This window comes from Pedobacter lusitanus, assembly GCF_040026395.1.
Lineage (GTDB): Bacteria > Bacteroidota > Bacteroidia > Sphingobacteriales > Sphingobacteriaceae > Pedobacter > Pedobacter lusitanus.
Genome location: NZ_CP157278.1, coordinates 4,260,836 through 4,274,343, shown reverse-complemented (window position 1 = coordinate 4,274,343; position 13,508 = coordinate 4,260,836). Strand labels below are relative to the sequence as shown.

General features: G+C 39.7%; 15 protein-coding genes. 4 read left to right on the top strand and 11 right to left on the bottom strand.

What is annotated here, in order from left to right; genetic code table 11:
- Positions 1-10: 10 nt before the first annotated feature.
- From PL_RS18305 to PL_RS18285, 5 genes are all read right to left on the bottom strand, one after another.
- Positions 11-1,474 (bottom strand): catalase, encoded by a 1,464-nt coding sequence (locus PL_RS18305; protein ID WP_041881321.1) that lies wholly within the window; start codon positions 1,472-1,474, stop codon positions 11-13.
- A 179-nt stretch (positions 1,475-1,653) separates the two neighbouring features.
- Positions 1,654-2,877 (bottom strand): MFS transporter, encoded by a 1,224-nt coding sequence (locus PL_RS18300; protein ID WP_041881320.1) that lies wholly within the window; start codon positions 2,875-2,877, stop codon positions 1,654-1,656.
- A gap of 35 nt (positions 2,878-2,912) precedes the next feature.
- Positions 2,913-3,587: a FadR/GntR family transcriptional regulator gene (locus PL_RS18295; RefSeq protein ID WP_041881317.1), complete on the bottom strand. Its 675-nt coding sequence runs from the start codon at positions 3,585-3,587 to the stop codon at positions 2,913-2,915.
- 197 nt (positions 3,588-3,784) lie between these two features.
- Positions 3,785-4,615, bottom strand: coding sequence for a M57 family metalloprotease (locus tag PL_RS18290; protein WP_041881415.1), 831 nt, complete (start codon positions 4,613-4,615; stop codon positions 3,785-3,787).
- 314 nt (positions 4,616-4,929) lie between these two features.
- Entirely contained in the window at positions 4,930-5,565 is a 636-nt protein-coding gene (locus tag PL_RS18285; RefSeq protein WP_052496237.1) for a DUF6266 family protein, read from the bottom strand.
- A gap of 289 nt (positions 5,566-5,854) precedes the next feature.
- Here PL_RS18285 and PL_RS18280 point away from each other — a divergent pair, with 289 nt between their 5' ends.
- Positions 5,855-6,676 carry a universal stress protein gene (locus PL_RS18280; RefSeq protein WP_041882833.1) on the top strand — a complete coding sequence of 274 codons (822 nt, stop codon included), beginning with the start codon at positions 5,855-5,857 and terminating at the stop codon, positions 6,674-6,676.
- A 55-nt stretch (positions 6,677-6,731) separates the two neighbouring features.
- Here PL_RS18280 and PL_RS18275 read toward each other — a convergent pair whose 3' ends face one another.
- The 3 genes from PL_RS18275 to PL_RS18265 all read right to left on the bottom strand — a co-directional run bounded on the left by PL_RS18275 (position 6,732) and on the right by PL_RS18265 (position 9,243).
- Positions 6,732-7,130 (bottom strand): nuclease A inhibitor family protein, encoded by a 399-nt coding sequence (locus PL_RS18275; RefSeq protein ID WP_041882831.1) that lies wholly within the window; start codon positions 7,128-7,130, stop codon positions 6,732-6,734.
- A gap of 155 nt (positions 7,131-7,285) precedes the next feature.
- Positions 7,286-8,182, bottom strand: a complete 897-nt coding sequence (locus PL_RS18270) for a M57 family metalloprotease (RefSeq protein ID WP_052496354.1) — start codon at positions 8,180-8,182, stop codon at positions 7,286-7,288.
- A gap of 311 nt (positions 8,183-8,493) precedes the next feature.
- Positions 8,494-9,243, bottom strand: coding sequence for a hypothetical protein (locus tag PL_RS18265; RefSeq protein WP_041882830.1), 750 nt, complete (start codon positions 9,241-9,243; stop codon positions 8,494-8,496).
- Positions 9,244-9,507: 264 nt separating this feature from the next.
- On the opposite strand from PL_RS18265, the gene PL_RS18260 reads away from it, so the two are divergent.
- Both PL_RS18260 and PL_RS18255 read left to right on the top strand, forming a co-directional pair.
- Positions 9,508-9,870, top strand: a complete 363-nt coding sequence (locus PL_RS18260) for a DUF4870 domain-containing protein (protein WP_041882829.1) — start codon at positions 9,508-9,510, stop codon at positions 9,868-9,870.
- A gap of 276 nt (positions 9,871-10,146) precedes the next feature.
- Positions 10,147-10,695: a CAP domain-containing protein gene (locus PL_RS18255; RefSeq protein ID WP_052496353.1), complete on the top strand. Its 549-nt coding sequence runs from the start codon at positions 10,147-10,149 to the stop codon at positions 10,693-10,695.
- Here PL_RS18255 and PL_RS18250 read toward each other — a convergent pair whose 3' ends face one another.
- Genes PL_RS18250 through PL_RS18240 form a run of 3 tightly spaced genes read right to left on the bottom strand, consistent with a single transcriptional unit; the run spans position 10,696 to position 12,398 of the window.
- Positions 10,696-11,382, bottom strand: coding sequence for a type 1 glutamine amidotransferase (locus PL_RS18250; protein ID WP_041882828.1), 687 nt, complete (start codon positions 11,380-11,382; stop codon positions 10,696-10,698).
- 11 nt (positions 11,383-11,393) lie between these two features.
- Positions 11,394-12,119 carry a YggS family pyridoxal phosphate-dependent enzyme gene (locus PL_RS18245; RefSeq protein ID WP_041882827.1) on the bottom strand — a complete coding sequence of 242 codons (726 nt, stop codon included), beginning with the start codon at positions 12,117-12,119 and terminating at the stop codon, positions 11,394-11,396.
- A 12-nt stretch (positions 12,120-12,131) separates the two neighbouring features.
- Complete coding sequence (locus PL_RS18240) at positions 12,132-12,398, bottom strand: DUF2024 family protein (RefSeq protein WP_041882850.1); 267 nt, start codon at positions 12,396-12,398, stop codon at positions 12,132-12,134.
- Positions 12,399-12,584: 186 nt separating this feature from the next.
- Between PL_RS18240 and PL_RS18235 the strand changes: the two genes are divergently transcribed.
- A complete protein-coding gene (locus PL_RS18235; protein ID WP_200890747.1) occupies positions 12,585-13,508 on the top strand; it encodes a DUF5996 family protein in 924 nt (307 codons plus the stop codon).

Below are 13,508 nucleotides of genomic sequence, written 5' to 3'. Positions count from 1 at the left end.
ATTTATAAATTTAAATGTTGATATACTCTTCCGGTTTTATGCCTAATGCTTTGGCCACTCCTGTGCCATAAGCAGAATCTGCCTTCAGACAGTTCTGAATATGTCTGAGCTGAATAAATTTCTGTGCTCCGCCAACAGCATCTGCTGTGTTATTAAATAATATCTGCTGCTGCTGCGGAGTCATCAGGCGAAATAGATTTCCTGGCTGCGAATAATAATCAGCATCCTCACGATGATCCCAGTTTGTTGCATAGCCATGAATTGCCAGTGGCGGATCTTTAAACTCTCCCTGCTCCTGCCATTCCTTAAAACTATTGGGTTCATAACCTTTGGCAGCACCATAATTGCCATCTACACGCATTGCTCCGTCCCTGTGATAAGCCATATAAGGGCATTTCGGGGAATTCACAGGAATCTGGTAATGGTTTACCCCTAAGCGGTAACGCTGGGTATCCCCATACGCAAACAGGCGTCCCTGCAACATTTTATCAGGAGAGAAACTAATCCCCGGAACAACATTTGCAGGATTAAACGCCGCCTGTTCTACGTCAGCAAAATAATTTTGCGGATTACGGTTTAATATAAATTCACCCACCGGGATCATCGGATAATCCGCATGCGGCCAGACTTTGGTCAGATCAAACGGGTTAATTGCATAACTTTCTGCTTCAGCCTCAGGCATCACCTGGATATACATTTTCCACGAGGGGAAATCTCCATTTTCTATACTGTCAAAAAGATCTTTCTGGTGACTCTCCCGGTCTTCACCAATCAGTTTTTTTGCTTCCTCATTACTCAGATTTTCAATCCCCTGCTGGGTTTTAAAATGGAATTTGACCCAGAATCTTTCCTGCTGTGCATTAATGAAACTGAAAGTATGACTTCCAAAACCATCCATGTGACGGTAAGATTTAGGTATTCCTCTTTCGCTCATGGTAATTGTCACCTGGTGCAGTGACTCGGGAAGTAAAGTCCAGAAATCCCAGTTGTTATCAGCACTGCGCATATTTGTTCTCGGATCACGCTTCACTGCATGGTTCAGATCCGGAAATTTCAGCGGATCACGCAGAAAGAATACCGGTGTATTATTACCGACCAGGTCCCAGTTCCCCTGTTCGGTATAAAACTTCATGGCAAAGCCTCTGATATCCCGTTCAGCATCCGCAGCTCCTCTTTCTCCCGCTACAGTTGAAAAGCGGACAAACATGGGTGTTTCTTTTCCCGGTTTAGAAAATATATCAGCCCTGGTATAACGGGTTATATCATGTGTAGTTCTGAAAACACCAAATGCACCGGAACCTTTTGCATGCATTCTGCGTTCAGGAATAACTTCCCTGTCAAAATGAGCCATTTTTTCCAGAAACCAGATATCCTGCAGCAATGCCGGCCCAAAACGACCTGCAGTCTGAATATTCTGATTATCAGCTACCGGGCTACCGCCCAGCGTTGTTAATTTTTTCTTCTGTTCATCCATATCTTTTTGAATTAAGGTTATCCATCTTTTGATGGCATAAAATTAATCTGACAGGATATTTATAGCGTGATCCAGAATTTACATAAATGTATGGTCCAGCTTAAGAGACCTACCGTATTCTGCAAAAAAAGCGCGGGTTATCCTAATAACCCGCGCTTTTTTGCAGAATGTATTTAAGCTTATTTCTTTTTTTCAATATTAGGCAGGAACCCCGTAATTACTCCGATCAGCGGCAGGAATGCACAAACCTTAAACACGTATCCTATACTGGTATAATCTGCCAGTTTACCTAAAACAGCCGATCCTACGCCGCCCATACCAAAAGCAAAACCAAAGAATAAACCAGCAATCATCCCCACTTTTCCAGGAATAAGCTCAGTGGCATAAACCAGTATCGCTGAAAATGCAGAAGAAATAATTACACCGATCACTACAGCGAGTACCCCGGTTAAAAACAATCCCGTATAAGGCAGTAAAAGCGTAAATGGGGCAACCCCTAAAATAGAAATCCAGATAATATATTTTCTGCCAAAACGATCTCCCAGTGGCCCGCCTATCATAGTCCCCGCAGCTACTGCTGCTAAAAAAGCGAAGAGATAAAGTTGTGATTGCTGAACCGAAATATGGAATTTATCAATCAGGTAAAAAGTAAAATAACTGGTCATACTGGCCATATAAAAATACTTCGAAAAGATCAGTACCAGCAGGATACCAATAGAAAGTACAACTCTCCCCTTTGACAGGTTATGCCTGGTTTCATCCAGATGCTGAACTTTCCCTTTGGTTTTAAGATCGAGGTGATCTTTATACCATTTTCCGATTTGTATAAGAATCAATATCCCCAGTACAGCGGCAATTCCGAACCAGATCAGATAAAACTGTCCGTAAGGAATCACAATTAATGCTGCCAGTAGGGGCCCGATTGCACTGCCGGCATTTCCACCCAGCTGAAATATAGATTGCGCCAGTCCTTTTTTTCCACCAGAGGCCAGGTGAGCCACTCTTGAAGCTTCAGGATGAAAAATTGAAGAGCCTATCCCTATAAAACCTACAGAAATCAGAATTGCGCCAAAACTCGATGCCATAGCAACAAATAATAAACCAATCAGCGTAAAACCCATGCCTACAGCCAGTGAATATGGCTTTGGCTTTTTATCAGAAAAGTGCCCGACAAAGGGCTGCAGCAATGAAGCCGTAAGCTGATAGGTCAGTGTGATCAGGCCAATCTGGGAAAATGAAAGATTAAACTCAGTTTTAAACAAAGGATAGACAGCAGGGATCACAGCCTGCAGCATATCATTTAGTAAATGCGTAAAGCTGATTGTAAAAAGTATCGGGTAAATCGTTTTCTGAATGATACCTTTTGTTGTAGCGGAATCGATTGAAGCGGTATTAGTTTCCATAATTTATAAAAAAAGCCATCCTGACGGTGGCGTCGTTACTGAGAAATATGTCCAAGAATTTTAGCAGAGTTATTCCATGCTTTTTTTGCATCACCAGCCTCAATACTTTTGAGCAGCTGTTTGTGCTGATGACTGGTTTCTTTGAAAGGTTTTGTATCTTTATAGACTTCCAGAAACCAGTTTCTTAAATGAATAGCTACTGATTTATACAGGTCGATGAGAATTTCGTTACCCGATGCCTCTGCAATAGCGATGTGAAACTGGATATCGGCATCTATACACTCCTCCAGTAAATCATGCTTCGCAGCCTTATCTCTTTTCTTAAACCATTCTTGTATTTTAACCAGGTCGGCCTTTGTTCTGTTCAACGCTGCTTTTTCTGCGATCTTCATTTCCAGCAATTGTCTCACTTCGTCCAGATCTTTGGTATCGGCACGTTTTAAACGCTGAGATAAAGGTTCTTTAATTCCTGTAGCATTCTCTACAAAAGTACCTATCCCCTGCTGAACTCTTAATAATCCACAGTTGGTTAAGATTTTAATGGCTTCTCTGATCGTAGAACGGCCAACTCCAAAAGCCTGCATCAGTTCAGGTTCTATAGGCAGTTTTTCATCAACTTTATAAGTGCCAAAGGCGATCTGCTGCTGAATTTTTTCAGCTACTTCATCGGCCAGGGATTTACGGGAAATTAGATTTGTCGTATTCATCATATCATCTGATGATTCAAATGTAGAGAATTATTTTTTAACTATGCAAAAAAGGGTAAACAAGATTTTTCCTTTTAATAAGAAAGCCCCCTGATTTCTTATCAGAGGGTTTCTGGTTCATCGTAGAAACTGAAATATATCATTCAGCTGATCTTCCTGGTGCACAATAAACAATCAATATTTAGTTAATAGGATAGATATTATTTATACAAATATTTTAGCGCGATAAGGTCATTCGCATTAAATGTTCTGTCGCCGCCATTAGAACATGCCAGCATAAATGATTCAGCATCTGCTTTAGATGGAGTGCCTGGAATAAGTACAGCACCAACTCCGGCAGTTCCTTCATTGGCTCTTTTTCCACCGCAGCTATAAGCACGATTCATATAATCTGTATGACGGAATCCGATACAGTGACCTACTTCATGCTGTAACACTGATGCTACATACAATAAATTAGGGTTAGCACCATATGCTGCCGCATTGGTATTCATTTTGACCTGGTTGAAAGGATCACCGGCAGCAGTAGGGAATCCCGATGATCCAAGAGTAATATATCCGCCGCTTGGTCCTTCATTAAAGCCAAAAACATCAATATCTCCAACTGTTCCGGTGTTTGCTCTCTGGAAAGTCAAACCTAATCCCTGCGCATTATATCTGGTTATCATCAGATCAACAGCATCACTGTAAACCTGTGGTAAATTGGTAACTGAGATAGTGATCGCTCTTGGCAGATTCTTTACTAAATTTGTAGTTCTGTATTGCTCAGTTTCAGCAATATTTAAGTTTGGTGTGTTTGATTTTTTAGCTAAATTATCGTCAGTTAATACAATATCCCCTTCTACCAAATAACCACCATCTACCTTACGGGCGTTTTCAGTACTAAATCCCATTGCTGAAATTTGTGATAGGGTTGTTTTAGAGATTTCATCCTTGTTTGTGGTTTCTGCAGCGTCTTTTTTCTTACAGGCAAACATTGATACTGCCAAAGCTCCGGTTAGGACAAGAGCTAAAAGATTCTTTCTTTTCATAGTTTTAGGTTTTTTCATAGATTGTTATTGCACAGCTAGTTAATCAAACCTAATTTATTATTCTTTCTATTGTAATCAAAATATTACAAGCTAAAACGTATTTATCAATAACGATTCTAAGAATAAACAGTTGTTTTATATAAAAATTATAGTTTAAAGTATCGCCTTTAATTATATAAATAAAATATTATTCTGAATTCCGTTTAACGCTCAGGGTTTAAGCATTAACAAAAAGCGTAATAGCCTTCCTGTAAACCAGGAAGGCTATTACGCTTTCAGACAAAACATGATTTGAAATTCTGTGATTCCGGCTATTAAAAAATCTGGCCGGTATAAACACTATCAGAAATACTTTTACGATCCGCAGCAATGAATGAGACATAAGTCTCCAGCAGCATTCCTTTTACATAACCCGGAATAATTAAATGTCCTGCTCCTTCCAGCCGCTCTTCACCACCTGCAAGATAAACTGCATATTTCTGATCTGGTAAATAAGCCAGTAACATCACTCTGTCACTACTTTTCATCTTTTCTGTCATGCAGGTCGCGTCCCATTTAAAATCCAACCTGTTACCAGTGAGCTTTACGTTAATGTTACGCGTAACAGGTAATTTCCCCCTGCTGAACAAAACTCTGGAAAAATCAATGTGCTGATCAGGATATGTCCCGGTAATTGCGTTTAACCTGTTATACGAAGCGGCAAGATTATGCTGATTTTTAATCGTATTCAGGGCTACCAGTTCAAAGCCGGTATTGATATATTCTTTAACCGGATTTAAAAATTCAGCTATAATCCTGGTTTGCTGTCTTACAGCAAGCTGATTAATCGTAGGCTCTTTTAAACACAGACCTATTGTTCTTTTAACTACCTGTCCGTTGAGCACATAAGTAACTGTATTACCAACTTTCCCTATAAATCCCCTGTTTAAATTCGGTTCTAATATTGCCATGATTATAAATTTTAATTAAACAACCATTTATTTCTAATCAAGATACGATATTAATCTCATTATAAATAATCAGCCGAAATTCCGTGCAAACCAAAAGAAAGGTCAGAGATCGGAGTTGGTATAGGGTTGGTATACCCCGGGGGTATACCAACCCTATACCAACTCCGATCTCTGACACCCTTAAACGTTAAATACGGGGATTTTCGTTTTATTGTCAAATTATTTTCCCGTGCCTTTTAGCGCATATTATATTAAAACATCTGATTAAATTAGGAAAAACTGAAACCAGATGATGACCATAATTGCTGCAACCGATTTTTCCGTACTGGCAGAAAATGCAGTCGAATATGCTGCTGCAATTGCAAAACATAAAAATGCAAAGCTGATTCTGTTTAATTCCTTTGAAATTCCGTTTCATGCGGCTAATACCTTATTGCCTGCTTCGAGTATCCAGACGCTGATGATTGAAAACGAAATCCGTTTGCTGGAACGGTCTTTTGCGCTTTCCTATGAATACGGAATTGAAGTTGGTCATGAATCTGCCTTTTCATTTATTGAAGATGAACTGAAAGAAGTAATCAGTAAATACGAAGCTGAACTTGTTGTTCTGGGCATGACACAGAAAACGCTGGAACAGGATCTTTGGGGCAATACCACTTCTTTTGCCATTAAAAATCTGAAACTCCCGGTACTGGCAGTTCCACTGCATGCAAAATTTGAAGGCACGAAAAAAGTACTTTTCGCCTGCGATGTATTACGTGGCTTATCAAAAAAAGCACTTGCACGTATCAAAGAAGTAGCAGTGGATCTGGATGCGCAGGTAGAAGTGTTTAATGTGGACCAGAGACTGGAAGTATTAAGATCTGAAGATACCCACTCCTCTGTAGTCAATACGCTCGATGACGGATTAGACGGAATTACCTATTATTATAAAAACGTTAAATCAGTGATGGTGATCAGGGAAATAGAAAAAGAAATTAAAGAATTCCAGGCCGATCTGCTGATTATGGTTCCAAAGAAATATGGTTTCTGGGCCAATATAATTCACCGCAGCAAAACACGTGTGATGGCTTCAGGACTGGACATCCCTCTGCTTTCTATTCCTTTATAATAAAAAAAGGCCATTCTTCCTGGTAAAAGAACGGCCTTTTCAGATTTTATATCGCTTAGGTTTCGATAGCATAAGTAGATAAAGCAACACAACTGCTATCCGGACGATATGCCGTAATGATAATCGGCACTGTAGTCCCTCCTTCAATTCTGCTCACCTGTATAGCTGAAAAGTTATCTTTCAGATAGGTATGGAGCGCTGTAAATTTATTCGCATTATCTACCATATAACTATCTCCGGGATCTGCTCTTTTAACCAGATAATCAAAGAATTCATTATGATCGATTGTTTTCAGCGTACCGGGATTTTCACTGTTTAATTCAATGAGTTTAGCATTCAGCTGATCTTTTGGGAGCTGCCCAAGGTCTGCAACAACCACCGGTGCTTCAGATTCACTGAAATAAAGCAGATCCTTTGTTTTTTCTGATAAATCAGATAAGATTTGGTTTTCCATTCTGGTATGATTATAATTCTAAAATAACGTATTCGCAGCAATTAAAATATATACGCAGCTAAAGGGTAACAATAACTTCATCCCTTATTAACAGCAAAAAGCCGTCTCATAACTCGTTATGAGACGGCTTTCCGGGCCAATTAATCACATTTTAATTATTTTTTAACTACTGGATAAAGTGCTTTTAATGCAATGATATCATTTGCAGTGAACGGACGGCTTGAAGAACCGGCACAAGCCAGCATCCATGAATCCGGATCAGCGCCTTTTGGAGTGCCTGGAATAAGAACAGCGCCATCAAGACCTTTTTTCTCAGCCCACACATCACCATTATCATATGCATCTTTATCACAGCTATAATTTCTGTTTGCATAATCAGTATGTCTGAATCCTATTGCATGCCCGATTTCATGAGCAATTACAGTAGCCAGCAATGCATTTTCTTTATAATCTTTGTTATAATAAGTATTGCTCAATTTAATCGGAGTAGCTGGTTTACCATTTTTAGGGAATCCGGCAGATTGCCCCAGTACATCATATACTTTGCCACCTTGTGTAATAGTACCCAGATCTTCACCGTTGATTACAATATCCGCAGTTGCTGTAGATTGTGCATCCAAAAGCTTAAAGGTAAGCTGTAGTCCAAGATCATTATAACGCTTAACTGCTTCTGTAGTCGCATCAGTAAAGACAGTCTGAGACTCTCCTGCGTCAACTTTCACATTAATAACCTTAGGTAAACCGGTTACAATATTAGTAGAACGGTACTGTTCAGTTTTTAAGCCCGTTTTCAATTCATTAATATAATTCTGCTGTGCAGTAAGATCTTCCTGAGTCAGAAAAATATCACCTTCAATCAGATAACCGCCATTTCTCTTAACGGCTCCTACTGGCGATAAACCAGCTTTAACTATAGCACTCTGCTCTTCCTTAGTTAAATTAGATGATTGCTCAGTTGATGGAGCATCTGACTTGCTATTTTTTTTACAGCTAATAAATACAGTAATCCCTAAAAGTAGGGCTACAAGACTTAGACAAAATTTAGTTTTCATGGGTAAATGGTTTTAGTTTAGGGTTAATTGGCCTCGCTACTTGAATTGGTTAGTAATAAATTTTTATTGCTTTCTGTTTGGTAGAACAGAATTGAGGCGCGTTAAAATCATCAGTCCAAAAATAGAATAACCACATATATGTGTAATACTCCAAAGAATTATTTTACGTGAAAAAATCACATAATCTACCTAAACCATATTTTAAGGAGGATAAAATAAAAAAAACTTACACTAACAGCCTCTGCAAAAGCGCTACTATTGTAAAAAAAGAAGTATCAGGAAGATATTACAGATCTGTCAGTAAGGGTTTATCATCTGATTTTCAGATAGACACCCCGCAGAGTTGCGTTCGCGCCTGTAAATCCGCAGCTGTCAGCATCTTTATTCAATGAAGCAATTTTCAGAAATCCATCATAGAAAGTCACGCTGAACCGGCATGATGGATTAACCTCAATCATCAGCTGATTGTTCTGCAATGCAAGACCGCTTCCGCTGGCATTGGCCAGATCTCTGGTTTTATCTCCGGTAACTGTACCAATAGCATAGGCATAAGTCCCGTTTTTTTCTCTGGTAATTTTAATTACACCATCATATCCGGTCTCGCCATAATGATAAGCATATTCTCCTTCTATATGCTGAGACGCAGGAACCTGTGGCTTAATGCTATGATGAGCTTTGAAAGTCAGGCTCAAAGGATAACTGGCATCCGATTTAGTGGAGCCCCATTCTCCCTCTATAAGCAGATTTTTAAGTGTAGCGCGGATAAGACCACTTATATTTCCGCTTTTTTCATACTCGGCTAAAGTAAAAACACTTTCGCTCTGATTATAGGTGCCAATAATACTGATAGGTAAGGCTGGTTTTGTATTCAGATAGCTGATCTTTCCGGTCACCGTATAATCCCCCAGGATAGTCAGGTCCAGCGTTACCGGGATCTTTTGATTAATGAATCCAGTATAGCTGAACTGATCATTTTCTAAAACACCTGCTGTTTTCTCCTGTCCATAACAAATTCCGGTCAGGAAGAATAACAGGACTAACAAATTCTTTCTGATTGACATCTTTTAGGGTTATATTAAAATATTTTTGATCAGTACCTGCCTGAATTTATTGCTTTTACGAAAACGAAAATAGGTATTTATCATCAATAGAGTCTAAAAATACGGAGAACATTCACAATCAATAATATTAAATGCAATTATGAGGCATAGTTTTTGTCATTAAATTGTCTGAACGCTTACTCAATCAAAAAAATATCTGAAAATTCAATAACAGATAGATTTTCCTTGTATAGGCTATTCTAAATAAAATAACAAATACAACATATGGAAAACAACTTTAACGTAACAAAAACAGATGATGGAAAAACGGTAGCAATTATCAGCTATCTTACAATTATTGGTTGGCTGATTGCCTATTTCGCTATGCATAAAGATAAAAAAACCGAACTGGGCAGTTTCCATTTAAGACAAACACTATTGCTTTATATTGCTGGCTTTGTCCTGCAGGTTGTACAACGTATAATCCTTCAGATAACTCCTTCAGAAATTATTTATACAATATTTAATATTGTATCCTTAGTGCTGTTTATTTTATGGATTATCGGTCTGATTGGTGCAATTCAGGGAACTAAAAAAGAAATCCCTCTGATTGGTGAAAAAGCACAATCAATGTTCCCGAATATCTAATCTGTTTCCCTCTTAAAACAGATAAATTAAGGCTGTATTTACTCCGGACGGATCAGATACAGCCTTCATCTTTTTATCCCTCCCCTATACCGTCTCTGATCACGCATAAAAGATAAACCGGTAAAACCTTCTTGTATAAGAATCAATTGTATACAAAACAAATCACCAAAAAAACCGTTCTGTTAGTTTGGAGAAACGCCGGAAGAAAATCAGCTCCATAACGGTCTCCATTTACCTGTATACCAGTTTTAAACAGGACAGAAAACAAATACCAAAATGAGAAACATCCTTTTTATAATTTTAATTTGCTGCGTTACTTCCGTATCCTGTACAAAATCAAAAGAAACTCCCGGTGATGTTCCAGCGCTGTCACCTGCAGAAAAAAACAACACTGCAACCAATCTGGACAATAATCTTTTATTAAAACTGGTCAATGACGTCAGGACCAAAGGCTGCGACTGCAAAGAACAGGGAGGCGGAATAACCAGCATGCCGCCTGTCCCGCTGGTCAGCTGGAATAATGAACTGGCAATGATCGCTAAAGCACATGCTGATGACATGGAAAGCAAAAACTATTTTGATCATGTGGACAAGGAAGGTAAAAATCCGGGAGACAGAATGACTGCAGCAGGGTATCTCTGGTCGGGCTATGCTGAAAATATTGCCAAAGGTCAGCGTACAGAAACTGATGTATTCAATTCATGGATAAACAGTACACAGGGACATTGCAAAGCTATCATGAGTGCCGGTGTTAAAGAAATGGGCGCAGCACGTACTGCGGGAAACAATTATTACTGGACCCAGTTATTTGGTACAAGGAAATAATTATATAAAATTTCTCAAAATAGCGTACATCAGTTCATTTGCCTGATCCAGGTGTTCAAAACCATCCAGAATTTCTAGTTCAGCCTGCACGAATGGCACAGGTATCAGCTCTTCAGTGCCATGTGTAAGCATAGCGGTTACCGCAGCAGCAGTAACTTCAGCGTGAAACTGTAAAGCCAGGACATGATCCTGATAAGAAAAGGCCTGGTTCTGATTTCCTTCAGACCGGAGTAGATTTAAACCTCCATAGGGTACTTCAAACTGATCACCATGCCAGTGAAAAACGACTGGCCTGTCTGTAAAAAGATCAGCTATCCACGAAATACCTTCTCTGACCGGATAAACCGGGTACCAGCCGATTTCTTTCCGGGGTGCAGTATTAACAAAGGTGCCCATAGCTATAGCAATCAGCTGGGCACCCAGACAAATTCCCAGTACTTTTTTCTTCTCTGTTATTGCATCCTCAATAAAGGCTTTCTCGGTCTGAAGCCAGGGGTATTTATAATCGTCATAAACACACATTGGCCCTCCTAAAATGATCAGGGCATCAATTTGGTTCAGATCAGGCAAAACAGGATCCTCCTGATAGAACCGGGTAACAGTTATTGTATGGCCATGTTCAAGCAACCAGGTTTCTATACAACCCAGTCCTTCAAATGCTACATGTTGAAAATAGTGTACTCTCATATTTTTTGTTTTCAGCTTTCGTTCCAGTAATAACTATCAGGATACATTCTGGCCCCGAAAACAGCTGTTCCTATCCGTACAATGGTCGCACCTTCTTCAATGGCTGTTTCCAGGTCTCCACTCATCCCCATCGAGAGTTCCGGTTTTTCTTCATGCAGGATATTTTCCTGTCTGATCTGTTCCAGCAAGGTACGTAATAACCGGAAAGATGGTCTTACCTTTTCTGCCTCAGCATCAAACAAACCAATGGTCATCAGCCCTTTAATCCGCAGGGTATCATATCTGGCTGTTTCTTTGATAAAAGCCATAGCCTGATCAGGAGATAAGCCAAACTTACTCTCTTCATAAGATGTATTTACCTGTACCAGGATATCCAGTGTCCTGCCTTCTGCGAGTAACCGTTTATCGAGCTGTTGTACCAGCTCTATGCGGTCTACCGACTGTATACAAGAGACATATTTCAGCACGTCTTTAATTTTATTCGTCTGCAGGTGGCCAATAAAATGGGCCTGATGAGGTATATCCTTTAAATCTTCATATTTTTCTTTCAGCTCCTGAACCTTGTTCTCTGCAATCAATATTTCTCCGGCCTGCAAAGCGACTCTGATCCGGTCTGCAGGTACGGTTTTAGTAGCCAGCAGCAGTTTAACTTCTGCAGGATTTCTTCCGGCCTTTAAACAGGCCCTTTCTATTCTGTGATGAATGATTTTAAGATTATTTTCAATGATTTCCTGCATAGCTGTATTTTTTTAAGGGTTGCAGCCTTCCATTTCAATAATGAAAAAGCCATCTCTTTTAATCAGTTCTTCCTGTGCCGGAGCTAAATTTTCTATATGACAGAACTTACATTCTTTTGTTGATAGTTCCTGTCCCCGCTCACCTTTGGTTTCCAGGTAATCTTTTCCATACCGGAAAATTAAGGCTGTATCGTTAATATGGTCTGGTGCAATAATATCAAAGTGCATGATCTCACCATTTTTCTTTTTTACATAGGTATCCCAAACTGCTGCTTTCATCTGTTCTGATTTAATTTTCAATCCCGTCCGGCGGAATTATATCCGGCAAAATTTGTTTATTTCCGGCTGGTTTTAATCCTCCAGTTTTTACGAATATGGATGGTCCAGTCCTCAAACCGGTAATTTGGTTACCACAAATTGCGCAGAGTTGTGTACCTTTAATAAGGTGCTGATTTAAAACTGATCATGATGAATAACTGGCCGGAATTGAAATTTGAACAGATGAAAGCTACTCTTGTAACTGTACAATTGTGGACGCAGATAGTTGGAAAAATCAGATTGGTTAATACTCCCTGGTTAAATCATTCCTGGCATGTGACTTTATATGTTTCGGCTATGGGGCTGACAACAGGAAGTATCCCCTATAAAAATGGTCTTTTCCAGATAGATTTTGACTTTATCTCTCACCGGTTAATCATTACTTCCAGCGCTAACGGACAGCAGGAACTCAAACTGTATCCACGTACAGTAGCCAGTTTTTACGGGGAGCTTTTTCAGAAACTGCATCTTTTAGAGATTGAGGCAGAAATATATGCCAAACCTAATGAAATAGATGTGGCCATTCCATTCAATGAAGATCATGTCCATGCTGATTATGACGAAAGGCAAATGTTCTCCTTCTGGCAGGCACTGATCAGTATTGAAGGTGTTTTTACCAGGTTCAGAGCAAAATTCAGTGGAAAGTGCAGTCCTGTACATTTCTTTTGGGGAGGCTTTGATCTTGCCGTAACCCGTTTTTCGGGTCGCAGTGCGCCTAAACATGCCGGTGGTGTACCCCATATGCCCTTAGATGTGATGCAGGAAGCCTATTCACATGAAGTAAGCAGCTGTGGTTTCTGGCCGGGCAACGATAATTTTCCTCACCCGGTCTTTTATGCCTACTGCTATCCTACTCCTGATGCTTTTAAAGATCAGGCTGTCCGGCCGGAAGCCGCATTTTTCAGTGAGGATCTCGGAGAATTCATTCTTCATTATGACGCAGTCAGAAACGCAACAGATCCCGAAAAATATCTGCTGGAGTTTTTACAGTCTTCTTATGAGGCCGCAGCAATTACCGGAAACTGGGACAGATCTGCGCTGGAGTGTGACTTTTCTGCGCTGGAGCACTAA

Bases quoted from the DNA above. Each gene is read 5' to 3' on its own strand.
- PL_RS18255 (WP_052496353.1), top strand. From the start codon at position 10,147: ATGAGAAACATCCTTTTTATAATTTTAATTTGCTGCGTTACTTCCGTA.
- PL_RS18305 (WP_041881321.1), bottom strand. From the start codon at position 1,474: ATGGATGAACAGAAGAAAAAATTAACAACGCTGGGCGGTAGCCCGGTA.
- PL_RS18235 (WP_200890747.1), top strand. From the start codon at position 12,585: ATGATGAATAACTGGCCGGAATTGAAATTTGAACAGATGAAAGCTACT.
- PL_RS18300 (WP_041881320.1), bottom strand. From the start codon at position 2,877: ATGGAAACTAATACCGCTTCAATCGATTCCGCTACAACAAAAGGTATC.
- PL_RS18240 (WP_041882850.1), bottom strand. From the start codon at position 12,398: ATGAAAGCAGCAGTTTGGGATACCTATGTAAAAAAGAAAAATGGTGAG.
- PL_RS18270 (WP_052496354.1), bottom strand. From the start codon at position 8,182: ATGAAAACTAAATTTTGTCTAAGTCTTGTAGCCCTACTTTTAGGGATT.
- PL_RS18260 (WP_041882829.1), top strand. From the start codon at position 9,508: ATGGAAAACAACTTTAACGTAACAAAAACAGATGATGGAAAAACGGTA.
- PL_RS18285 (WP_052496237.1), bottom strand. From the start codon at position 5,565: ATGGCAATATTAGAACCGAATTTAAACAGGGGATTTATAGGGAAAGTT.
- PL_RS18265 (WP_041882830.1), bottom strand. From the start codon at position 9,243: ATGTCAATCAGAAAGAATTTGTTAGTCCTGTTATTCTTCCTGACCGGA.
- PL_RS18245 (WP_041882827.1), bottom strand. From the start codon at position 12,119: ATGCAGGAAATCATTGAAAATAATCTTAAAATCATTCATCACAGAATA.
- PL_RS18275 (WP_041882831.1), bottom strand. From the start codon at position 7,130: ATGGAAAACCAAATCTTATCTGATTTATCAGAAAAAACAAAGGATCTG.
- PL_RS18250 (WP_041882828.1), bottom strand. From the start codon at position 11,382: ATGAGAGTACACTATTTTCAACATGTAGCATTTGAAGGACTGGGTTGT.
- PL_RS18295 (WP_041881317.1), bottom strand. From the start codon at position 3,587: ATGATGAATACGACAAATCTAATTTCCCGTAAATCCCTGGCCGATGAA.
- PL_RS18290 (WP_041881415.1), bottom strand. From the start codon at position 4,615: ATGAAAAGAAAGAATCTTTTAGCTCTTGTCCTAACCGGAGCTTTGGCA.
- PL_RS18280 (WP_041882833.1), top strand. From the start codon at position 5,855: ATGATGACCATAATTGCTGCAACCGATTTTTCCGTACTGGCAGAAAAT.